This window comes from Streptomyces sp. NPDC051109, assembly GCF_044455885.1.
Classification (GTDB): Bacteria; Actinomycetota; Actinomycetes; order Streptomycetales; family Streptomycetaceae; genus Streptomyces.
The window spans coordinates 44,799-65,298 of the sequence record NZ_JBITFF010000004.1 but is presented as its reverse complement, the minus strand read 5'-3'; the positions used below and the strand labels follow the sequence as shown (position 1 = coordinate 65,298).

The following is a 20,500-nucleotide window of genomic DNA, read 5'->3' as shown; positions in this document are numbered from 1 at the left end:
GCCTGATGAAGTGCGGTAGGGGGACCGTATGGAGTTTGACGGGGTACGGACAAGTAAGCCACACCCAAAATGATCATCAAACTGTGCGGAGTGGCTCGTTCCGGACGGTGCGGCCCCGGTCAGGCGCGCAGGCCCCGGATCACGAGCGCGGTGACCGCCTCGAACTCCGTGATGATCGTGGGCTTGAGCCATTCCGCCGCGTACTGCGGATCATGGAAACGGCCGGTGGCATCGAACACCGCACGGGCCGCGGCCGGTACATCGGGCGCGCTGAGCGAGCCCGCCTCCACGCCCTCGGCGATGATCCGGCCCAGCTGTTCGATCAGCTGGGTCAGATGGTGGTCCACCACGCCGCTGTTCTCGGCGAGCAGCACCGTGTACGTCGCGAACAGCTCCGGGTCGTCACCCGCCTTGTGGCGCTTGGCCTCGAAGAGCGCCTCCAGCCAAGCCTCCAACTTGGAGGGCGCGGTGCCCGTGGGGGCGGAGGCGATCTCCTCCAGCCGCACCACGCTCTTGGCGAGCCAGCGATCCGTGACGGCCTCGCGCAGCGCCGCCTTCGACGGGAAGTGCCGGTACACGCTGCCGTGGCTGACGCCCAGGGCCCGGGCCACGTCCACCACGGTCGCCTTGGTGGGGCCGTAGCGGCGCAGCACCTCCTCGGTGGTCTCAAGGATGCGCTCGGGTGTCAGGGGCTCGGCAGCAGCGGGGGGCATGAGTACGACCGTACCGCCCGCTCAGTGCTCGCTGTCGAGGTGGGCCATCTGCGCTTGCGGGTACCGCTCTCCGGCCGCGGCTCCCGCCGGGACCGCCTCCTCGATGGCCGCCAGGTCCGCAGCGGTCAGCTCCACCGCCATGGCACCCAGCGCCTCGGCCAGTCTGTCCCGCCGGCGGGCGCCCACCAGCGGCACGATGTCCTCGCCGCGCGAGAGCACCCAGGCGATGGCGGTCTGGGCGACGCTGACCCCCTTGTCCTCCGCCACCTTGCGCAGGGCGTCGACCAGGTCGAGGTTGCGCTGCAGGTTCTCGCCCTGGAAGCGGGGGCTCATCCCGCGGAAGTCGCCCGGAGCCAGCTCCCGGTCGCGGCTGAAGTGCCCGCTGATCAGGCCGCGGCTCAGCACCCCGTACGCCGTGACCCCGATGCCCAGCTCGCGGGCGGCCGGCAGGATCTCCGCCTCGATGCCGCGGGAGATGAGCGAGTACTCGATCTGGAGGTCCGCGATCGGCGCCACCGCCGCCGCCCGGCGCAGGGTGTCCGCGCCGACCTCGGAGAGGCCGATGTGCCGTACGTGCCCGGCCTCGACGGCCTCGGCGATGGCGCCGACCGTCTCCTCGATCGGGACGGACGGGTCGACGCGGGCGATCCGGTAGACGTCGATGTGGTCCCGGCCCAGGCGCTGGAGCGAGTAGGCCAGGAAGTTCTTGACGGCCTCGGGGCGGCCGTCGTAGCCGGTGAAGCCGCCCTCGACGGTGCGCAGGGCGCCGAACTTCACGCTGATCAGCGCCTGCTCGCGGGCCGCGGCCGGCGCCGTGCGCAGGGCTTCGCCGATGAGCATCTCGTTGTGCCCCATGCCGTAGAAGTCGCCGGTGTCGAGCAGCGCGCCCGCGCCGTCGGGGACGGCGTCCAGATAGGCGTGGACGGTCGCGATGGACTCGGTGCGGTCGGCCTCCCCGTACAGGGCGGACATGCCCATGCAGCCCAGCCCCAGGGGGAAGACGGAGGGGCCGGTCGAGCCAAGGGTGCGGGTGTTCTCATTCGTGGTCATGGGACAACCATGGCATGACGGGTGACAGATTTCAATATCTGTCACCCGTCAGGGTGCTACGCCGCCACGCGCAGGACCAGCGCCCCCGCCGCGACCAGGGCGAGCACGGCCGCCGGGGCCAGCTCGAAGTCCTTGACGCGCAGGTGGCTGACGACCGCGCCGATGAAGTAGAGGGTCACGCCGAGGGCGGCGGCCACCCCCAGAGGAGTCACCCACAGGCCCGCGACCAGGCCTATCGCCCCCGCCGCCTTCAGCGCGGCCAGTCGGGGCAGCCAGGCATCCGGGACCTCGACCCTCCGCATGCTCGCCATGACCGCCTCGTTCCGCTGGAGCGTGAACGTGGCGGACGCGGCCAGGACGAGTGCGAGCAGGCCGGCGACGACGGCGTACGCAATGAACATGATGAACTCCAATGATCGAAGGCTTCAAATCATTGAATCGCGTCAACGATCGAAACTCTGCAACCATTCCCTGATTGTTACGATGTCCGATATGACGGCAGCTCAGGAATCCCCGCACCCCCCGCAGCGGCTGGGCCTGCTGCTGGCCTGGCACGGCTCGATCACCGAGACCCTCATGAAGAAGGCGCTCAGCACGGCCGGACTCACCCCCCGGCATGCGATGACGCTGATGCACCTGGAGGACGGCCCCCTCGGCCAGCGGGTACTCGCCGAGCGGCTGGAGGTGGATCCGAGCGTGCTGGTCGGCATCCTCAACGACCTGGAGGGCGAGGGCCTGGCCGTCCGCCGCCGGGACCCCGCAGACCGCCGCCGCCACAACGTGGCCATCACCGAGGCGGGATCGGCCGCCCTCGCCAAGACGAACGCGGCGCTCGACGAGGTCGAGCTCTCGCTGTTCTCCGCCTTCTCGCAGCAGGACCAGGACGCGCTGCGCGGACTGCTGGGCCGGATCGACTCGAACCCCGAACACTTCGAGTGCGGCGAGTAGAGGACGGCACCCTCCGGAGCCGCACCGCCGCCCGCCTGGCCTCAGCCGCGCGGGGGAGCCGCGGCCCGTGACGGCCCCGCCGCCTGCTCCAGCGTGCGGGCCGTCCGCACCGCCGTCCCCATGGCCCACCGGCCGCTGGTCGCGGCCCCCACCACGAGCGCGAGCAGCCCGCAGCCCGCGATGATCCACCAGGCCGGACGCGCCGCCTCGACGAAACCGGCGCCGGCCGCCGTCCCCGAGGCCAGGACCGCGCCGATCACGGCCACGCCCAGCGTGCCGCCGGTCTGCCTGCTGGTCGAGGCCACCGCGGCGGCCACGCCCGCCTGGGCCCGGGGCATCCCGGAGACCGCCGTGTTGGTGATGGGCGCGTTCACCATGCCGAAGCCCAGCCCGAACAGCACGTACGCGGTGAACAGCAGCGGCGTCGAGGTCTGCGCCGAGAAGGCGGCGAACAGCACCCCGCTCGCCCCCATCGCGGTCCCGGCGATCAGCAGTGACGGCCGCGGCCCCCGGTTGCCGACCAGCCGGCCCGACAGCGGGGCGCAGAGGAAGGTCAGCAGCGCCATCGGCAGCATGTACAGCCCGGCGTCGAGCGCGCTGAGCCCCAGTACGTCCTGCAGGTACAGGGTGTTCAGGAACAGGAACCCGGACAGCGCGGCAAAGGCACTGATCGCAATCAGCGTGGCGCCGCTGAACGGAGCGCTCCGGAAGAACCGCGGGTCGATCAGCGGCTCCGCCCGCCGCGGCTCGTAGAGCAGCAGCCCCGCCAGCGAGGCCACCGCCAGCGCCGCGCAGCCGAGGATGACCGGAGCGGTCCACCCCGCGCTCGGGGCCTCGATGATCCCGTACGTCACGGAGGCCAGCAGGGCCATGACCAGCAGTTGGCCCACCGGGTCGGGGCGGCGCGGGCGCGCGGCCCGCGACTCGGGGACGAAGCGCAGGGCCAGCACCAGGGCCAGCAGTCCGACCGGGAGGTTGATCCAGAAGATGGACCGCCAGCCGACGGATTCCACCAGCAGCCCGCCGATCAGCGGCCCGACGGCCATGGATATGCCGACCACCGCGCCCCAGGCGCCGATGGCGCGGGCCCGCTCGCGCGGGTCCGTGAAGGTGTTGGTGATGATCGACATGGCGACCGGGTTGAGCATCGAGCCGCCCACGGCCTGGATCATCCGGAAGGCGATCAGCCACTCCAGCGTCGGCGCCAGCGAACAGAGCAGCGAGCCCGCCGTGAAGACCACGAGGCCCGCGGTGAAGACCCTGCGGCGCCCGATCCGGTCCGCCGTGGAACCCGCCAGCATCAACAGCGAGGCCAGGACCAGCGTGTACGCGTCGAGCGTCCACTGCATCCCGGAGACCGAGGCGTGCAGCTCACGGCGCATCGAGGGCAGGGCGACGTTCAGGACGGTCACGTCGAGGCTGACGATGAGCAGGCTCATGCAGCAGATCGCCAGGACCAGCATCCTCCGTCGGCGGCTCAACTCCGGCATGGTTCCGATAGTACGCCTAACTAAAGAGATGTGTGCTCCGGTTCGGCTGGGCGACAATGGGGGGATGACCACGCTCCCTCCGCCGCTCGCGATCGGCCCTCACACCGTGCAGCCCCCCGTGGTGCTCGCCCCCATGGCCGGCATCACCAATGCCCCGTTCCGCACCCTCTGCCGGGAGTTCAGCGGCGGCAAGGGCCTCTTCGTGAGCGAGATGATCACGACCCGCGCCCTGGTCGAGCGCAACGAGAAGACCATGCAGCTGATCCACTTCGACGAGACCGAGAAACCCCGCTCGATCCAGCTGTACGGAGTCGACCCGGCGACGGTCGGCAAGGCGGTCCGAATGATCGTCGAAGAGGACCGCGCCGACCACATCGACCTCAACTTCGGTTGCCCGGTGCCCAAGGTGACCCGCAAGGGCGGCGGCTCCGCCCTCCCGTACAAGCGGAACCTGCTGCGCGCGATCCTGCGCGAGGCGGTCGCGGGCGCCGGCGACCTGCCCGTCACCATGAAGATGCGCAAGGGCATCAACGACGACCACCTCACCTACCTGGACGCCGGCCGCATCGCCGTGGAGGAGGGCGTCACCGCCATCGCCCTGCACGGGCGCACCACGGCCCAGCACTACGGCGGCACGGCCGACTGGGACGCCATCGCGCGGCTCAAGGAGCACGTGCCGGAGATCCCCGTGCTCGGCAACGGCGACATCTGGTGCGCCGAGGACGCGCTGCGCATGGTCCGCGAGACCGGCTGCGACGGCGTGGTCGTCGGGCGCGGCTGCCTGGGCCGCCCGTGGCTGTTCAACGACCTGGTCGCGGCCTTCGAGGGGCGCCCCGAGGACTTCCACAAGCCCACGCTGCGCGAGGTCGCGGCCACGATGCACCGGCACGCCCAGCTGCTGGGGGAGTGGATCGGCGACGAGGCGCGCGGGGTGATCGACTTCCGTAAGCACGTGGCCTGGTACCTCAAGGGCTTCTCGGTGGGTTCCGAGATGCGGAAGAGGCTTGCGGTCACGTCGTCGCTGGCCGAGTTGAACGCTCATCTGAGCGAGCTCGACCTGGACCAGGCGTGGCCGGAGAGCGCGGACGGCCCGCGCGGCCGGACGTCCGGAAACAACCGAGTTGTCCTCCCGGATGGCTGGCTGAAGGATCCGTACGACTGCGCGGGCGTGAGCGAGGATGCCGAACTGGACACGTCCGGGGGCTGAGAATCAGCTGACAAATTGTGCCGTGGGCGGCGTGACATACGCCACGCATGGGTGGGGTTGCGCTCACATGAGCGCGAAAATCACGGGTATGACTTCCAAAGGGTGGCACTGGGTGCCACCCTTTGTTCGTTCAAGAGTTGAACGCAAATGTATCGATGATCGCTCATCCGAGCGGGAACAGGCCTCAAGGGGCCCTTCCGTCTTCGGGAGGTGAACGCTCTTCGTATGTTCTGGCTACTCATTGGTTACTTTCGATCTGGTGGCGCACGAGTGGTTACAGCCACATGACGGCCAAGTGGACGTACCCAGAAGCCTTCGATCTGGGTATGTTCCTGGCCGTCAGGGCAGCCACCGAGTCCTCGAGGAGTCGAGACCCGTGTCGGAAAACAAAGATCAGAAGTTCGTCTACGACTTCACCGAGGGAAACCGCGACCTCAAGGACCTTCTCGGCGGCAAGGGGGCCAACCTCGCCGAGATGACCAACCTGGGTCTGCCGGTCCCTCCCGGCTTCACCATCACCACCGAGGCCTGCAAGGTCTACCTCGCGAGCGGTGAGGCTCCGGCCGCCCTGCGCGACGAGGTCAGCGCCCACCTGGCCGCCCTTGAGGCGAAGATGGGCAAGAAGCTCGGGCAGTCGGACGACCCGCTGCTGGTCTCCGTGCGCTCCGGCGCCAAGTTCTCCATGCCGGGCATGATGGACACGGTCCTCAACATCGGCCTCTCCGACGAGTCCGTTGCCGGCCTTGCCTCCCAGGCCGGCAACGAGCGCTTCGCGTGGGACTCGTACCGCCGCCTCATCCAGATGTTCGGCAAGACCGTCCTCGGCGTCGAGGGCGAGCTCTTCGAGGAAGCCCTCGACGAGGCCAAGGCCGCCAAGAAGGTCGCCGTCGACACCGACCTCGACGCCGCCGACCTCAAGAAGCTGGTCACCCGCTTCAAGAAGATCGTCGCCAAGCAGGCCGGCCGCGAGTTCCCCCAGGACGCCCGCGAGCAGCTCGACCTCGCCGTCGAGGCGGTCTTCAACTCGTGGAACACCGACCGCGCCAAGCTCTACCGCCGCCAGGAGCGCATCCCGAGCGACCTGGGCACCGCGGTCAACATCTGCTCCATGGTGTTCGGCAACCTCGGCCCCGACTCCGGCACCGGCGTCGCCTTCACCCGCGACCCGGCCAGCGGCCACGCGGGCGTCTACGGCGACTACCTGCAGAACGCCCAGGGCGAGGACGTCGTCGCGGGCATCCGCAACACGGTCCCGCTGGCGGACCTGGAGTCGATCGACAAGGCTTCGTACGACCAGCTCATGACGATCATGACGACGCTGGAGACCCACTACAAGGATCTCTGCGACATCGAGTTCACGATCGAGCGCGGCCAGCTGTGGATGCTGCAGACCCGCGTCGGCAAGCGCACGGCCGGCGCCGCCTTCCGCATCGCCACCCAGCTCGTGGACCAGGGCCTGATCGACGAGGCCGAGGCGCTCCAGCGCGTCAACGGCGCCCAGCTGGCGCAGCTGATGTTCCCGCGCTTCGACGAGGGCGCCGCCACCGAGCTGCTCGGCCGCGGCATCGCCGCCTCCCCGGGTGCGGCCGTCGGCAAGGCCGTCTTCGACTCGTACACGGCCGTCAAGTGGTCGCGCTCCGGCGAGAAGGTCATCCTGATCCGCCGCGAGACCAACCCGGACGACCTGGACGGCATGATCGCCGCCGAGGGCATCCTGACCTCGCGCGGCGGCAAGACCTCGCACGCCGCCGTCGTGGCCCGCGGTATGGGCAAGACCTGCGTCTGCGGCGCCGAGGACCTCGAAGTCGACACCAAGCGCCGCCGCATGACGGTCGGCGGCACGGTGATCGAGGAAGGCGACGTCGTCTCCATCGACGGCTCCACCGGCAAGGTCTACCTCGGTGAGGTACCCGTCGTACCGTCCCCGGTCGTCGAGTACTTCGAGGGCCGCATGCACGCCGGCGCCGACGACGCCGACGAGCTGGTCCAGGCCGTCCACCGGATCATGGCCTACGCGGACCGCGTCCGCCGGCTGCGGGTGCGCGCCAACGCCGACAACGCCGAGGACGCGCTGCGCGCCCGCCGCTTCGGCGCCCAGGGCATCGGCCTGTGCCGCACCGAGCACATGTTCCTCGGCGAGCGCCGCGAGCTGGTCGAGCACCTGATCCTCGCGGACACCGACAAGGAGCGCGAGGCGGCACTGAGTGCCCTCCTGCCGCTCCAGAAGAAGGACTTCGTCGAGCTGTTCGAGGCCATGGACGGGCTGCCCGTCACCGTCCGCCTCCTCGACCCGCCGCTGCACGAGTTCCTGCCCGACATCACCGAGCTGTCGGTGCGCGTCGCCCTCGCCGAGGCCCGCAAGGACGCCAACGAGAACGACCTGCGCCTGCTCCAGGCCGTGCACAAGCTGCACGAGCAGAACCCGATGCTGGGTCTGCGCGGTGTCCGCCTCGGCCTGGTCATCCCCGGTCTGTTCGCCATGCAGGTCCGGGCGATCGCCGAGGCCGCGGCCGAGCGCAAGAACGCCAAGGGCGACCCGCGCGCCGAGATCATGGTCCCGCTCGTGGGCACCGTCCAGGAGCTGGAGATCGTCCGCGAGGAGGCCGACGCGGTCATCGCCGAGGTCGAGGCCGCCACCGGCACCAGCCTCAAGCTGACCATCGGCACGATGATCGAGCTGCCCCGCGCCGCCCTCACGGCCGGGCAGATCGCCGAGGCCGCGCAGTTCTTCTCCTTCGGTACGAACGACCTGACCCAGACGGTGTGGGGCTTCTCCCGCGACGACGTCGAGGCCAGCTTCTTCACCGCGTACCTGGAGAAGGGCATCTTCGGTGTCTCGCCGTTCGAGACCATCGACAAGGACGGCGTCGGCGCGCTGGTCCGCAGCGCGGCCCAGGCCGGCCGGGCGACCCGCCCCGACCTGAAGCTCGGCGTCTGCGGCGAGCACGGTGGTGACCCCGAGTCCGTCCACTTCTTCCACGAGGTGGGGCTCGACTACGTCTCCTGCTCGCCGTTCCGGATTCCGGTGGCCCGCCTGGAGGCCGGCCGTGCCGCCGCCGAGGCGAAGGGCAGCGACAGCCGCTGAGTCCCTCCAGGCCTGACAAGGCCCGCTGACTGCGCGTCCGCCCCCGGGTTCCCTGACCCCCGAGGGCGGACGCGCCACTTTTTGTGTTCAACAAATCTTTACGCCAGCAGGCGGTGGACGGATCCCCACCCGTCCACCGCCTGCTGCCAATCTGCCAGACACGTCGGCGCTTCCCGGTGCGACCGACCGCCAGGCCCCGCAAAGCCCCCCACGGCCTTCACGGAGCGTTTCGGTCGCACCGGAGTGTGCCTGGCGGAGTACAGGATTTCGGTTGTCACGCCCCCGCCGAAAGGGGTTTCAACTGTGGCTGAAAGGGCGTGGTGACGTCGTGTGACGGCATGCATACTCATGGGGCGGGGGGATTGCGGTTGCACAGGTGGGGGTTCGGTGCTGCGTATCCATTTCACTGGAGTGGACCTGGCACGCGTACGGATGGCAGGGCGTCCCGATGCGTTGTGGGAAACGATTCTGAGTTTTCACCGCTTAAGAGACCGGCGTGATGCGCGGCTCTTCGGTGAATGGCGTACGGAAACCCGGAGCAGGTTGAATAGTGAAACACGCTTGCTCGGTGCGCTCATACCGAGTCGTGGTTATTTTCCCGATTTCCTGACCCCTGTGGAGGGGCAGTACGGGTGGGACGTGGGTCTGGACGCCCTGCGCGGGATCCGCCCCGAGCGGATGCGGCGCGAGCTCGCGCTGCTGGGCGCGGGCGCCGGCGTCGGGGCCGCGTTCGGCATGCCCGCGGCCGTCAGCGGAGGCGTCGACGCGCCGGTCCCGCGGCGGCTGCGGGACTTCATGGAGGGCGGTACCAAGCACCTGCCGAGGCTGCTGGGCGAGCTGCGCGGCTACCACCGGGCGGCCGTGGAGCCGTACTGGACCCACATCCAGGCCCAGATCGAGGCCGAGCGGGCCGCGCGCGGCCGGGCCCTGCTGGACGGGGGCGCGGACGAGCTGCTGGCCTCACTGCCGCCGATGCTGCGCTGGCGGGCGCCGGTCCTGGAGTGCGACTACCCCGTGGACCGCGACGTGCGGCTGCGGGGGCGCGGGCTGCTGCTCCAGCCGTCGTTCTTCTGCCGGCGCACCGCCGTGACCCTGCACGACCCGGAGCTGCCCCCGGTACTGGTCTACCCGGCTGCCGCGCAGCTGGCCTCGGCGTCCGCGGCGGGCGAATCGATTCGGCCCCTGGAGGAGCAGCGCCAGCGCACGCTCGGCAAGCTCGTCGGGCACACCCGCTCGGTGGTGCTGCGGGCCATCGGCGACGGCGCCACCACCAGCGAGCTGGCCCGCCGGGCCGGGGTCTCGCTGGCCTCTGCCAGCCAGCACGCCTGCGTGATGCGCGAGGCGGGCCTGGTCACCACCCTGCGCCGGGGCAACGCCGTTCTGCACACGGTGACCCCGCTGGGGGCCGCGCTGCTGAGGGGCGGAGCAGTGGCCTCCTGACCCGGCGGCATCGGCCGGCCGGCCGGCCGATGCCGCCGACGAGGGCCCCGGACCGGTCGTACGATCGGTCGCCCGCGCGGGCGACCGGTTCGCCCGCGATCCGCACGAAGTGACGAACGGCGGGACTTTCCGCCCTGGAACACCCGTGCGTGCGCCAGGATGGTGAAGCCATGAACCAGTTCGCCGCGGACAACGACATCTCCGGCCGCGCCGACCTCACCGTCGTGCTGCGCCGCTTCTACACCGCCGCTTTCGCCGACCGGCGGATAGGGCCGTTCTTCACCGAGATAGCCGGCACGGACCTGGAGGCCCACCTGCCCCGGATCACGGACTTCTGGGAGCGGGCCCTGTTCCGTACGGCCGACTACGGGCGCGACGCCTTCGGCCCGCACGCCGCCCTGCACGCGGCGCGCGCGATGACCGCCGAGGACTTCGGGCGCTGGGTGCAGCTGTGGAACGCCGCCGTCGACGGCCTGCACCGGGGGCCGAACGCGGAGCGGGCGAAGGCCACGGGCGAGCGGATCGCCCTGGCCCTGCACAAGCGGCTGGCCGGGCCGGACCCCGCGCTGCTCCACCGGAAGGACGCCCGCGGCTTCATCCCGCTGACCGCCCTGAAGCTCCGATCCCCGGCCTGACCTGCGCAGATGTGCCTCGCCTGACGGCTCGCAGCGATCTTCGGCGCAATCCTCGGAAAAGTTTCCACAGGGGCGATGAGTTTTCCCGGGCCCCCCGGTCTATCTCTCGAAAGCACGCACGCGACGCACACACGAAAGAAGAGGGACCGAGATGCCCACCATGATCTTCGTCAACCTGCCGGTCAAGGACATCGAGGCCTCCAAGGCGTTCTGGGGCAAGCTCGGCTACTCCTTCAACCCCCAGTTCAGCGACGAGAAGACCGGCTGCCTCGTCATCAGCGACACGATCTTCGCGATGCTGATGACCGAGGCCCGCTTCAAGGACTTCGCGACCAAGGAGGTCGCGGACGCCACCAAGACCACCGAGGTGATGCTCGCCCTGAGCGCGGAGAGCCGCGAGCAGGTCGACGAGGTGGTCGGCGCCGCCCTCGCGGCGGGCGCCACCGAACCCCGCCCGGCCCAGGACCTCGGCTTCATGTACGGCCGAGCCTTCGAGGACCTGGAGGGCCACGTCTGGGAGTACATCTGGATGGACCCGGCGGCCGTCCAGGGCTGATGCCCCGCTACGCCACCGCCACCGCCGCCGAGGTCGCGGCGGTCCGTACCGGGTAGGTCCGGACCGCCGCCGCCTCGTCGTCCAGGCAGCGCCCCGATCCGAGGTCGAAGCGCTGCTTCAGCAGCGGCGAGGCCACGAAGGGCCCGCCCTCCGCGCGCCCGACCAGCCCCCGCGAGAGGACGGCCGCCCCGGTGAACGGATCCCGGTTGTCGATGGCGTACGTACGCCCCGACCGGTCGATGAACACCGCGGCCTGGCTCCCGTCGGGCAGCAGGACCGCCACCCCGCGCCCCGGGGTCAGATCGGACAGCTCGCACACCGTCAGCCAGCCTTCGGCCACGTGCAGTTCCACGGTCATCGGGTGCCTCCCACGGCCTCCAGCGGCCGGATGTCGAGAATGGTCAGGTCGGGCTTGACCTGGTCGCGTTCGGGGACGAACTTCACGGTCGGGTCGGGGGCGCCGGGCGCGTTCACGAAGGACACGAACCGGCGCAGCCTCTCCGGGTCCTGGAGCGTCTCGGCCCATTCGTCGCGGTAGTGCGCCACGTGGTCGGCCATCAGGGACTCCAGCTCCGCGCACAGCCCGAGCGAGTCGTGCACGACCACGTCCCGGAGGTGGTCCAGGCCGCCCTCCAACCGGTCCAGCCAGGTGGAGGTGCGCTCCAGACGGTCCGCCGTGCGGATGTAGAACATCAGGAACCGGTCGATGAGCCGGACCAGTTCGGCGTCCGACAGGTCCTGGGCCAGCAGGTCGGCGTGGCGCGGGGTGGCCCCGCCGTTCCCGCCGACGTAGAGGTTCCAGCCGTTCGCCGTCGCGATCACCCCGAAGTCCTTGCTCTGCGCCTCCGCGCACTCGCGGGCGCAGCCGGACACCGCCGACTTGAGCTTGTGCGGAGCCCGCAGGCCCCGGTAGCGCAGTTCCAGGTCGATGGCCATGCGTACGGAGTCCTGGACCCCGTACCGGCACCAGGTCTGGCCCACGCAGGACTTCACCGTGCGCAGGGCCTTCCCGTACGCGTGCCCGGACTCGAATCCGGCCTCCACGAGCCGGGCCCAGATCCGCGGGAGCTGGTCGACGCTGGCCCCGAAGAGGTCGATGCGCTGGCCGCCGGTGATCTTCGTGTAGAGCCCGAAGTCGCGGGCCACCTCGCCGATCACGATGAGCTTGTCGGGGGTGATCTCGCCGCCGGGGATGCGCGGGACGACCGAGTACGAGCCGTTGCGCTGGAGGTTCGCCAGGAAGTGGTCGTTGGTGTCCTGGAGGGCGGCCTGCTCCCCGTCGAGGACGTACCCGCTCGCTCCGAGGGTGGGGGCGAGCGAGGCGATGATCGAGCCGACGGTCGGCTTGCAGACCTCGCAGCCGTCCCCGCCGCGGGCCGCCTCCCGGCCGTGGCCGTCGAGGAGCTGCTCGTACGAGGTGAGCCGGCGGGTCCGGACGATCTCGTAGAGCTCGGCGCGGGTGAAGGGGAAGCAGTCGCACAGCCCCTTGTCGGCGGCGGCGGGCAGCAGCTGGCCGATCACCTTGAGGCAGCTGCCGCAGCCGGTGCCCGCCTTGGTGCACTGCTTGACCTCGGGAAGGGTGGCGCAGGCGGTGATCGCCTTCTTGGTGACGTTGTGGCAGGAGCAGATCACCGCGGAGTCGGGCAGCGCCGACGGGCCGAGGGCGACCGGCGCGCCGAGACCGGCGGGCAGGACCAGCTGGTCGGGGCTGACCGGCGGGACGCTGCCGGTGAGCGGGCGCAGCAGGCTGTACGAGTCCGCGTCGCCGACCAGGACACCGCCGAGCAGGACCCCGTCCGGGGAGACCACCAGCTTCTTGTAGACGCCGGAGCGGGAGTCGGAGTAGACGACGTCGAGGCTGCCGGGTGCCGCGCCGTGGGCGTCGCCGAAGGAGGCCACGTCCACGCCGAGCAGCTTGAGCTTGGTGGAGAGGTCGGCTCCGGTGAACTCCCTGTCCCGGCCCAGGAGGTCCTCGGCGGCCGTCTCGGCCATCTCGTACCCGGGGCCGACCAGCCCGTACACCCGGCCGTCGGCGGCCAGCGCGCACTCGCCGATGGCGTAGACGCGCGGGTCCGAGGTGCGGCAGCGGGCGTCGACGCCGATGCCGCCGCGCTCGCCGACGGTCAGGCCCGAGTCGCGGGCGAGCTGGTCGCGGGGGCGGACCCCGGCGGAGAAGACGACGAGGTCGGTGTCGACGGTGGAGCCGTCGGAGAGCCGCATGCCGGTGACGGAACCGTCCGCTCCGGTGAGTACCTCCTGGGTGCCGACGCCGGTGTGGACCGTCAGCCCCATCGATTCGATGGTGCGCAGCAGGGCCGCGCCGCCGCCGTCGTCGACCTGGACGGGCATCAGGCGCGGGGCGAACTCCACGATGCGGGTCGCGAGGCCGAGGCCCTGGAGGGCGCCGGCTGCCTCCAGCCCGAGGAGCCCGCCGCCGACGACCGCGCCGCTGGTGCGGGTCTTCGCGTACTCCTCGATGGCGAGCAGGTCCTCGATGGTGCGGTAGACGAAGCAGCCGGGGGCGTCCTTGCCGGGGACGGGCGGCACGAAGGGGTAGCTGCCGGTCGCGAGGACGAGCACGTCGTACGGGAACACCCGCCCGGAGCGGGAGGTGACGGTGCGGGCGTCGCGGTCGATGGTCTCGGCGGGGTCGCCGAGGTGCAGCTCTATCCCGTGCTGCTCCATGAAGCCGGCGGGGGTGAGGGAGAGGTCATCGGGGGTGCTTCCGGAGAAGTACGAGGTGAGGTGTACGCGGTCGTAGGCGGGCCGGGGCTCCTCGCAGAGCACGGTGATCCGGTGCGTGGCGGTGGCCCCCCGCTCGGCGAGGGCCTCCAGGTAGCGCTGGCCGACCATGCCGTGGCCGATGAGCACGATGGCGGGGGTGGGCGTGGGCGTGGCTGCGGCCATGATCAGGAGCCTCCGTCGTCGGTGAGCAGGTGGAACAGGTCGGTGAGGACCTCGGCGTCCTCCCAGCTGCGGGCGAGGGCGCCCACGGTGGAGAGTTCGCCGAGGAGGACCCCGCCGACGAGGCGATCGCCGCGGACGACGACCTTCCGGTAGGTCCGGCGGGTGGCGTCGGCGAGGCGGACCACGTCGTCGCCGGGGAGCGGGGTGGTCTCGCCGAAGGCGGCGAGGTCGAGCGGGCCGGGGCCGCCGGGAGCGGTGCCCGTGCCCGCGGCGGTGGCGAGGGTGAGGCGGGTGAGGGCGCGGGTTCCGGTGTATCCGGGCGCGGTGGTGTCGGTGGTGTCGGTGGTGGTGGTGAGGTTCGTGAGGTGGTCCGCGAGGGCGTCGGCCTGTTCCAGCGCGGGGCCCGCGAGGCCGTACACCCGGCCGGCGTGCTCGGCGCAGTCGCCGATGGCGTGGATACGGGGGTCGCTGGTCCGGAGCCGGTCGTCCACGACGATCCCGGTGCGCACGTCGAGCCCGGCGGCGAGTGCGAGCCCGGTCCTGGGCCGCACTCCGCAGGCGAGCACGACGACATCGGCGTCGAGCCGGTAGCCGTCGGCGAACTCCACCCCGGTGACCCGCCGGCCGTCCGCGTCCGGCCGGGGGCCGGGGGTCGGGGTCGTCGTCAGGCCGCGGACCCGGCACTGGGTGTGGATCTCGATGCCGAGGGTGGTCAGGTGGGCGTGCAGCAGGGCCGAGGCCTCCGCGTCCAGCTGGCGCTCCATCAGGCGCTCGCCCTGCTGGGCCAGGACCACCTGGGCGCCGCGCTCGGCCAGGGCGCGGGCCGCGGAGACACCCAGGAGGCCGCCGCCGATCACCACCGCGCGCACCCCGGATCCGCCCCCGGGCCGTACTTCGGACCCGCCACCGGGGCGCACGGGCACCGCGGCCGTCAGGGCGAGGCAGTCGTCCATGGTGCGGAACGCGTGGACCCCGTCGGGGAGTTCCCGCCCCTGCGGCTCGAACAGCCCGCGCAGCGGGGGCAGTACCGCGTTGGAGCCCGTGGCCAGGACCAGCGTGTCGTACCGCTCGGTGCTGCCGTCGTCGCAGTGGACCGCCCGGTCGGCGCGGTCGACGCGGACCGCGCGGACGCCCCGGCGCAGCGCCGGGCCGGGGTCCGGGAGGGCGGTCACCTCCGGCGCGTACCGGCCCGCCAGGACCTCCGCCAGCAGGACCCGGTTGTACGGAACGTGTGACTCCTCTCCGAGGACCGTCACCTTCGTCCGCGCACCGGCCTGCGCGGCCAGCCGCGCAGCGAGCCGCAGGCCCGCGAGGCCGCCGCCGATCACCACCACACGCTGCTGCTCCGAGGTCATGGCACGAGCGTGCGCGCCCGCTGTTTCCCCGCCGCATCGCCGCTGTTACCCGGACGGAACGCGCACCTCAGCGCCCGGGTTACGGGTCGGTGAGGCGCCCCGCAAGGGCGGCTTGAGGACCGGTTCGGGCAGGTCGGCGGCGCTGGGAGGCCCCTTGGCATGATCCGTGTGCGAGATGCGGCGACGCAGGTCAAGGGCGGGGAGCCGCTGGTGCTGCGGTCCGAGCCGTTGTCGACGCCCCGAGTTGCCGACCGCCGACCCGTACGGGATTCCGGGAGGCCGCCGCGCCCTGCGCCACCCGCTGCACGTGCCCCTGTTCGTACCGGTCGGGGCCGCCGCCGCGCCCGGCCCTGCGGCCCGGAACCGCAAGCCCCGCCGGCCCTCCGCCTGCGGGCGGGCGTGCTCGTGCTGGCCGCCGTACCGCCCGCGCGGCGGCTCACGGCCGGGGTCGGGCTCGCCGGTGCGCCGGCCGCGACTGCGCTGACGTCGACCGTGAACCCGGCCGCCCCGGACCGGGAGGCCGGCCAGGCAAAGCTCAACCTTTGCGCAACTTTCCGGCGATTGATGGTTGCTGCACCCATCGGCTCCATAGGGTCGTGGCCGTGCCTGACATATCAACGACCATGATCATCGTGCTGTGCGTGGCCGCCGCAGCGGCCGGCTGGATCGACGCGGTGGTGGGCGGCGGCGGACTGCTGCTCCTGCCCGCCCTGCTCCTCGGCCTGCCGAACGCCCAACCCGCCGCAGTCCTCGGCACCAACAAGGCCGTTGCCATCGTCGGCACCGCGGGCGCGGCGGTGACGTACGCGCGCAAGGCACCGGTGGACGTGAAGCTCGCCGTCCGGATCGGCCTCGCCGCGCTCGCCGGATCCATGGGCGGCGCCGCGCTGGCGGGCGGGATCAGCAAGGACACCATGCGCCCGCTCATCATGGGCGTGCTCGTGGTCGTCGCAGCCGTCGTGATCTTCAAGCCGGGCTTCGGCACGGCCCCCTCCACCGCGCCCGTCAGCAGGCAGCGGGTGCTGCTCGCCATCGGGCTCGCGGGCCTCGGCATCGGCTTCTACGACGGGCTCATCGGGCCCGGTACCGGCACCTTCCTGGTGCTCGCCCTGACCGCGCTGCTCCACCTCGACCTGGTCACCGCCTCCGCCACCGCCAAGATCGTCAACTGCTGCACGAACGCCGGGGCGCTCGCGATGTTCGCGTACCAGGGCATGGTGCTGTGGCAGCTGGCCGCGCTGATGGCCGCCTTCAACCTGGCCGGGGGCATGGTCGGAGCCCGGATGGCGCTGAAGAAGGGCAGCGGGTTCGTACGCGGCGTGCTGCTGACGGTGGTCGCCGCGCTGGTGGTCAAGCTCGGTCTGGAGCAGTGGGGCTGACGGGCCTGCGCCGTCGTCAGTACGTGCCGGTGAGGTGGGCGAAGACGACCACGTTGCCCTGGTAGCCGGTGCGCGGGGAGAAGCCGCCGCCGCAGGTGATCACGCGGAGCTCGGCGCGCGGCGAGGGTCCGTACACGCGGGAGTCGGGGAAGCGGTCGGCCTCGTAGACCTCGACCGCGTGGACGGTGAACACGGCCGTACGTCCGTCCGCGCGCTGCACCTCGATCGCGGCTCCGCGGTGCAGCGCGCCGAGGTGGTAGAAGACCGCCGGGCCGGTGGCGTGGTCGACGTGGCCGACGACGACGGCGGTGCCGACCGCGCCGGGGGTGGTGCCGTCGCGGTACCAGCCCGCCAGATCGCGGCGGGCGGGCGGCGGCACCTCGATGCTGCCGTCGGGATCGAGACCCAGCCCGGTCAGTGGGGCGTCGACACGGATGGACGGGATCCGGATCCGGACCGGCGGTGACCCGGGGAGCGGGTCGATGCTCCCGGGGTAGTGCGCCTGCGTGCCCAGCGCATCCGCGGGGGAGGGCAGCGGGGGTCCGACGGACTGGCCGGAGCCGCTGCCGACGAGCCAGATGCCGACGCAGGCGGCGAGCGCGACGAGCCCGCCGCGACCGGCCTGGCCTCTGCCCATGGGTGCCCCCTGGCGGTGTGTTCCGAGTCCGGGCCGGGTCCCGGGTCCCGGGTCGGAAATCCCGGTCCCGGTCCCGTCCGGGGCCGTGTTCCGTGTGGCAGGCCGTCGCCCGGCCCCGCGAACGGGGGGGACCTCGCGGGGCGGGCGACGGAGGACGGTACCGGTCGGACCGCGGCCGAAGCCGCGGTGGGCGCCCGTCAGCTCCGCGTGCCGCTCGCCCGGCGACGCAGGAGCCAGGTACCGCCGACGGCGGCCGCGGCCAGCACGACCGCTCCCGCCGTGATCTTGGTGGGGTCGACGGTGGAGGTCGTCGCGCCACCCACTCCGGTACGGACGTGGCCCTTGGGGCCGCGTTCGGTGACGACCAGGTCGCCGGTGGCGAACTTGCCGTCGGCGCAGGTCGCGCCGATGTTGTAGGTGCCCGGGCGCAGGTCCCGGGCGATCTGGAACTGCCCGATGACCACCTCTTTGTGGGTGCCGGGGATCAGCTTGAAGCGGCCGCCGCCGACCGTGGTGGCATCGCCGTCGGCGTGACTGCCCGCGCCGCAGGCGGTGGTGTTCACGGTGATGCTGGCCCCGGGAGCGGCTGTTTTCGGCCAAATCTCCAGCTTCGCGAAGTCGCCGGGTGCGAAGCCCGCCGCGCCGAGCTCCGCGGCGGCGACCGCCCCGGCGACCGGGCCCGTGAACGCGGCGGCGGTCAGCGCGGTGGCGGTGAGCACGTGGGCGGTGCGTCGGCGCATGGAGGCTCCTGGAGACACGGGGTCGTGTTCCCGAGGAAACCGTGCCCGGCCGCGGAGCGCCTGCTGATGTTCCGTCAGATCTGCTCGGGCAGCTGCCGTTGCCGCAGGTCACGGCTCCGCCTTCGGCCATTCGGGGGTGCCACCCCGTCCGGGTGAGCCGGGGCGCGGGCCGGGCCCGGGCCGGGGTTGCGAGCCCCGCCCCGGCGCCACCCCGCCCCGGCGCCACCCCGCCCCGGCGCCACCCCGCCCCGGCTCAGGCCGCGGGCAGTGTCACCGTCGCCGCCGCGCCCCCCGGAGGCGGGTTCGACAGGGTCACCCGCGCCCCGATCACCTGCGCCTGGCCGAACGCGATGGTCAGGCCCAGCCCCGTCCCCTGCCCGCGCTCGGCCGCACCCGTCAGGAACCGCTGGGGCCCCTCCCGCAGCAGCTTCGCCGGGAAGCCCGGACCGCGGTCCCGTACCGTCACCGTGTTCCGGGAGACCGTCACCGTGACCGGGTCCCCGCCGTGCCGATGGGCGTTGACCAGCAGGTTCGTCAGGATCCGCTCCAGGCGCCGGGCATCCGTGCGGACCACCGCCGGGCCGTCCGCGCCGACCACCTGCGCCGCCACCCCCGACCGGCGCACGATCGCCGCGACGAGCGGACCCAGCGCGTGCGCCGCCGGCTGCGCCTCCTCCCGGCGCGCGTCCAGCCGCGCCACCTCCAACAGGTCCTCGGTCAGCGTCCGCAGCGCCGCGACCCGGTCCCGGACCAGCTCCGTGGGCCGCCCTGCCGGCAGCAGCTCTGCCGCGGTGTGCAGCCCCGTCAGCGGGGTCCGCAGCTCGTGCGCCACGTCGGCCGTGAACCGCTGCTCAGCTTCCAGCCGCTGCTGGAGACTGGCCGCCATCGTGTCCACCGCCGAGGACAGCTCGGCGACCTCGTTCCGGGTCCCCGGCGCGCCCGAAGCCCCGATCCGCGCGTCCAGTTCGCCCTCGCTGATCCGGCGGGCCGTTTCGGCCGCCGTGCGCAGGTCCTTGCTCAGCCGGCTCGCCATCAGCGCCCCCGCGATCGCCGCGAGCGTCACGACCCCGGCGCCGTAGGCCACCAGCTGCCGGTCCAGTTCGACCAGTTCGGCCTGTTCGCCGGCCAGCGAACGCCGTACGGACAGCACGTGCTCGCCGCCGACCGGGCGCGCCGCCCACACCGCCGGATCCGGCCCGGACAGGTCGAGGTAGGTGGTGCGCTGCCCCGCGAGGGCCGCCCGGCGCAGCGGCCCCGGCAGCCCCGGGCAGTCGATCCGCGCGTCGGCCTCGCCGACCTTGTCCTCGTCCAGCCGGCCGGTGAGCTCGTACACCTGGCGCACCCGGATCAGCTGCGCGAGGGCGCTCTCCCTGGCGGCGTCGCCCACCTGGTGGGACCGCGCCTCGTGGATCAGTACGCCGATGGCCACCGCGACCAACGAGCAGCCGGCAGCGAGCAGGATCGAGATCTTCCAGCGCAGGCCGAGGGCCTGGAGGAAGTGGCGGCAGCGGATCAGGACGGGCCTCATTCGCACACCTGGCCGTACCGGTCGGTGCGCTTCGGCTGCGGGGTCTGCTCGCTGTCGCAGCCCGGCGAGGACTTGCTGTACCGCCGCTCGTCGCTGACGACCTTCATCCGCTCGCCGTCCCAGTGGTAGCGGACGGCCTGCTCCGAGCCGTCGTCGGCGGCGGTGCGCAGCAGCAGGTCGCCGCCGATGGTCTCGACGGCCAGCCGCCGGCCGACGGTGAACAGGATGGGGACGATCCGGCTCCCTTCGGCGGTGTAGACGGCCAGCGCGGTGCGCCCCGTCTCCGCGTCGGCGGCGACGATCAGCTCCTGCTGCCCGTCGCCCGTGAGGTCGCGGAAGACGGGAGGGCGCATTCCGACCTTGCCGGGCGCGTCGATCCAGCCCTTCGCCGCGAACGCCTTCATCTGCTTGTCGGCGCGTACGACGTCCTGCACGTCCACCGCGGGCAGTCCGCCGGCCCCCACCTCGGGCGCGTTCTTCAGCGGCTGCGGCGGGGGCTCCCGGGTGCCGACCGGTTTGCCCGGCCCCGAGACGGAGTGGTCGGTCCACAGCGGCCAGAGCGACTCGGGCCGCGGCTGTGCCGACACGGGCGGCGCGGGCTCGCCCACGCCCAGCCCTCCGGGCGCGGAGCAGCCGCCGACGGCGAGCGCGCACGTGAGGGCGCACAGGAGGGCGGCGGTGAGCCGGCGGATGGGTCGCGTCATGAGGAGCCAAAGGGTCTGAGGCGGGACGAACCGACGGTAGACGGCGACGATCACGGGCACCGGGAGGTTGTGTAACAGCGGTGCGTACGGTGGAGGGACGCAGGCGGACTCGGGACCAAAGTCCCG

General features: G+C 72.1%; 18 protein-coding genes. 7 read left to right on the top strand and 11 right to left on the bottom strand.

Annotated features, from left to right (window positions below; genetic code table 11):
* Positions 1-119: 119 nt before the first annotated feature.
* The 3 genes from ACIBAD_RS09100 to ACIBAD_RS09090 are packed head-to-tail and all read right to left on the bottom strand — an operon-like array spanning position 120 to position 2,164.
* On the bottom strand, positions 120-713 hold the full coding sequence (locus ACIBAD_RS09100) for a TetR family transcriptional regulator (RefSeq protein ID WP_134075421.1): 594 nt from the start codon (positions 711-713) through the stop codon (positions 120-122).
* 21 nt (positions 714-734) lie between these two features.
* Positions 735-1,763: an aldo/keto reductase gene (locus tag ACIBAD_RS09095; RefSeq protein WP_134075420.1), complete on the bottom strand. Its 1,029-nt coding sequence runs from the start codon at positions 1,761-1,763 to the stop codon at positions 735-737.
* Between the two features lie 56 nt (positions 1,764-1,819).
* On the bottom strand, positions 1,820-2,164 hold the full coding sequence (locus tag ACIBAD_RS09090; protein ID WP_398905499.1) for a DoxX family protein: 345 nt from the start codon (positions 2,162-2,164) through the stop codon (positions 1,820-1,822).
* Positions 2,165-2,255: 91 nt separating this feature from the next.
* On the opposite strand from ACIBAD_RS09090, the gene ACIBAD_RS09085 reads away from it, so the two are divergent.
* Positions 2,256-2,711 carry a MarR family winged helix-turn-helix transcriptional regulator gene (locus ACIBAD_RS09085; RefSeq protein ID WP_398905497.1) on the top strand — a complete coding sequence of 152 codons (456 nt, stop codon included), beginning with the start codon at positions 2,256-2,258 and terminating at the stop codon, positions 2,709-2,711.
* Between the two features lie 41 nt (positions 2,712-2,752).
* Here the strand turns inward: ACIBAD_RS09085 and ACIBAD_RS09080 are convergent, their stop codons facing one another.
* Positions 2,753-4,201 carry an MFS transporter gene (locus ACIBAD_RS09080; RefSeq protein WP_398905495.1) on the bottom strand — a complete coding sequence of 483 codons (1,449 nt, stop codon included), beginning with the start codon at positions 4,199-4,201 and terminating at the stop codon, positions 2,753-2,755.
* Between the two features lie 64 nt (positions 4,202-4,265).
* Here ACIBAD_RS09080 and dusB point away from each other — a divergent pair, with 64 nt between their 5' ends.
* From dusB to ACIBAD_RS09055, 5 genes are all read left to right on the top strand, one after another.
* Complete coding sequence (gene dusB / locus ACIBAD_RS09075; protein ID WP_134075417.1) at positions 4,266-5,408, top strand: tRNA dihydrouridine synthase DusB; 1,143 nt, start codon at positions 4,266-4,268, stop codon at positions 5,406-5,408.
* Positions 5,409-5,784: 376 nt separating this feature from the next.
* Positions 5,785-8,493, top strand: coding sequence for a pyruvate, phosphate dikinase (gene ppdK / locus ACIBAD_RS09070; protein ID WP_134075416.1), 2,709 nt, complete (start codon positions 5,785-5,787; stop codon positions 8,491-8,493).
* A 387-nt stretch (positions 8,494-8,880) separates the two neighbouring features.
* Positions 8,881-9,933, top strand: a complete 1,053-nt coding sequence (locus tag ACIBAD_RS09065; RefSeq protein WP_134075415.1) for a winged helix-turn-helix domain-containing protein — start codon at positions 8,881-8,883, stop codon at positions 9,931-9,933.
* 170 nt (positions 9,934-10,103) lie between these two features.
* Positions 10,104-10,568, top strand: coding sequence for a group III truncated hemoglobin (locus ACIBAD_RS09060; RefSeq protein ID WP_134075414.1), 465 nt, complete (start codon positions 10,104-10,106; stop codon positions 10,566-10,568).
* Positions 10,569-10,719: 151 nt separating this feature from the next.
* Positions 10,720-11,124 (top strand): glyoxalase, encoded by a 405-nt coding sequence (locus tag ACIBAD_RS09055; protein WP_134075413.1) that lies wholly within the window; start codon positions 10,720-10,722, stop codon positions 11,122-11,124.
* Positions 11,125-11,131: 7 nt separating this feature from the next.
* Here ACIBAD_RS09055 and nirD read toward each other — a convergent pair whose 3' ends face one another.
* The 3 genes from nirD to ACIBAD_RS09040 are packed head-to-tail and all read right to left on the bottom strand — an operon-like array spanning position 11,132 to position 15,386.
* Positions 11,132-11,482, bottom strand: a complete 351-nt coding sequence (nirD, locus tag ACIBAD_RS09050) for a nitrite reductase small subunit NirD (protein WP_134075412.1) — start codon at positions 11,480-11,482, stop codon at positions 11,132-11,134.
* Positions 11,479-14,031, bottom strand: coding sequence for a nitrite reductase large subunit NirB (gene nirB, locus ACIBAD_RS09045; protein WP_134075411.1), 2,553 nt, complete (start codon positions 14,029-14,031; stop codon positions 11,479-11,481). The genes nirD and nirB overlap by 4 nt, the downstream gene beginning before the upstream one ends.
* Positions 14,032-14,033: 2 nt before the next feature.
* A complete protein-coding gene (locus ACIBAD_RS09040) occupies positions 14,034-15,386 on the bottom strand; it encodes an FAD-dependent oxidoreductase (protein WP_134075410.1) in 1,353 nt (450 codons plus the stop codon).
* Positions 15,387-15,988: 602 nt separating this feature from the next.
* Between ACIBAD_RS09040 and ACIBAD_RS09035 the strand changes: the two genes are divergently transcribed.
* Positions 15,989-16,765 (top strand): TSUP family transporter, encoded by a 777-nt coding sequence (locus tag ACIBAD_RS09035; RefSeq protein ID WP_134075409.1) that lies wholly within the window; start codon positions 15,989-15,991, stop codon positions 16,763-16,765.
* Between the two features lie 16 nt (positions 16,766-16,781).
* On the opposite strand, the gene ACIBAD_RS09030 is transcribed toward ACIBAD_RS09035, so the two are convergent.
* From ACIBAD_RS09030 to ACIBAD_RS09015, 4 genes are all read right to left on the bottom strand, one after another.
* A complete protein-coding gene (locus tag ACIBAD_RS09030; RefSeq protein WP_134075408.1) occupies positions 16,782-17,402 on the bottom strand; it encodes a class F sortase in 621 nt (206 codons plus the stop codon).
* Between the two features lie 197 nt (positions 17,403-17,599).
* Complete coding sequence (locus ACIBAD_RS09025; RefSeq protein WP_398905488.1) at positions 17,600-18,142, bottom strand: hypothetical protein; 543 nt, start codon at positions 18,140-18,142, stop codon at positions 17,600-17,602.
* Positions 18,143-18,395: 253 nt separating this feature from the next.
* Positions 18,396-19,670, bottom strand: coding sequence for a HAMP domain-containing sensor histidine kinase (locus tag ACIBAD_RS09020; RefSeq protein WP_134075407.1), 1,275 nt, complete (start codon positions 19,668-19,670; stop codon positions 18,396-18,398).
* The gene (locus ACIBAD_RS09015; RefSeq protein ID WP_134075406.1) at positions 19,667-20,374 is read right to left on the bottom strand and encodes a hypothetical protein; all 708 of its coding nucleotides are present in this window, start codon (positions 20,372-20,374) and stop codon (positions 19,667-19,669) included. The genes ACIBAD_RS09020 and ACIBAD_RS09015 overlap by 4 nt, the downstream gene beginning before the upstream one ends.
* Positions 20,375-20,500: the final 126 nt, after the last annotated feature.

Coding starts and splice junctions, on each gene's coding strand:
- ACIBAD_RS09100 (WP_134075421.1), bottom strand. CDS start 713: ATGCCCCCCGCTGCTGCCGAGCCCCTGACACCCGAGCGCATCCTTGAG.
- ACIBAD_RS09095 (WP_134075420.1), bottom strand. CDS start 1,763: ATGACCACGAATGAGAACACCCGCACCCTTGGCTCGACCGGCCCCTCC.
- ACIBAD_RS09090 (WP_398905499.1), bottom strand. CDS start 2,164: ATGTTCATTGCGTACGCCGTCGTCGCCGGCCTGCTCGCACTCGTCCTG.
- ACIBAD_RS09085 (WP_398905497.1), top strand. CDS start 2,256: ATGACGGCAGCTCAGGAATCCCCGCACCCCCCGCAGCGGCTGGGCCTG.
- ACIBAD_RS09080 (WP_398905495.1), bottom strand. CDS start 4,201: ATGCCGGAGTTGAGCCGCCGACGGAGGATGCTGGTCCTGGCGATCTGC.
- dusB (WP_134075417.1), top strand. CDS start 4,266: ATGACCACGCTCCCTCCGCCGCTCGCGATCGGCCCTCACACCGTGCAG.
- ACIBAD_RS09060 (WP_134075414.1), top strand. CDS start 10,104: ATGAACCAGTTCGCCGCGGACAACGACATCTCCGGCCGCGCCGACCTC.
- ACIBAD_RS09055 (WP_134075413.1), top strand. CDS start 10,720: ATGCCCACCATGATCTTCGTCAACCTGCCGGTCAAGGACATCGAGGCC.
- nirD (WP_134075412.1), bottom strand. CDS start 11,482: ATGACCGTGGAACTGCACGTGGCCGAAGGCTGGCTGACGGTGTGCGAG.
- nirB (WP_134075411.1), bottom strand. CDS start 14,031: ATGGCCGCAGCCACGCCCACGCCCACCCCCGCCATCGTGCTCATCGGC.
- ACIBAD_RS09040 (WP_134075410.1), bottom strand. CDS start 15,386: ATGACCTCGGAGCAGCAGCGTGTGGTGGTGATCGGCGGCGGCCTCGCG.
- ACIBAD_RS09030 (WP_134075408.1), bottom strand. CDS start 17,402: ATGGGCAGAGGCCAGGCCGGTCGCGGCGGGCTCGTCGCGCTCGCCGCC.
- ACIBAD_RS09025 (WP_398905488.1), bottom strand. CDS start 18,142: ATGCGCCGACGCACCGCCCACGTGCTCACCGCCACCGCGCTGACCGCC.
- ACIBAD_RS09020 (WP_134075407.1), bottom strand. CDS start 19,670: ATGAGGCCCGTCCTGATCCGCTGCCGCCACTTCCTCCAGGCCCTCGGC.
- ACIBAD_RS09015 (WP_134075406.1), bottom strand. CDS start 20,374: ATGACGCGACCCATCCGCCGGCTCACCGCCGCCCTCCTGTGCGCCCTC.